Annotated in this window: 1 protein-coding gene; it reads right to left on the bottom strand. The window is 31.0% G+C overall.

The features are described 5' to 3' along the window. Positions 1 to 204: 204 nt before the first annotated feature. Positions 205 to 593, bottom strand: a 389-nt coding sequence (locus IDG60_RS28415; protein WP_206160861.1) for a PTS sugar transporter subunit IIC, incomplete at its 5' end; no start/stop codon positions are given.

The raw sequence follows: 593 nt of genomic DNA, 5'->3' as shown, positions 1-593 counted from the left end.
ATCAACACATATGTTTCTACACATGTATTGATTGCTATTATTGTTGTATATCCAAAGTTTTAAAACACACATCTTTTGTGAATTGTCTTATCTTTTATAAGCACAAATAAACTGCACCTTAATTATATTGCTAAACTCTATTATCGTAATTCACAATAACATTAAATAATTTTTGATCTCATATTTTCAAAAAACATACTGTTATTATCCCATGAATTTAAAAATATCATTAGTATATAAACGAAACACTTTACGATAAATGATATCTGCAAGCCAAGCTGTTACAAATGGTACAACAAAGAACGCTACTACAATTAGTAAGACACTCAACCAAGCAGAATCAACCTCCATAAATTTAAATGCATTAATCGGTCCTACCATTCCTATAAAACCAAATCCAGCTGACTCTTTCGTTCCATGAATACCTACTAATGCTGATACCAAACCTGATACAATGGCTGTCGTTAATATTGGTAACATAAGAATTGGATATTTCACCATATTAGGTATCATCATTTTAACGCCTCCAAAGAAGACGGATAACGGCACCCCTAAACGATTCACTTTACTTGTACCAATTATCAATACTGCTT

The organism is Staphylococcus sp. EG-SA-2, from assembly GCF_017152085.1.
This window is presented reverse-complemented; position numbering and strand designations above follow the sequence as displayed.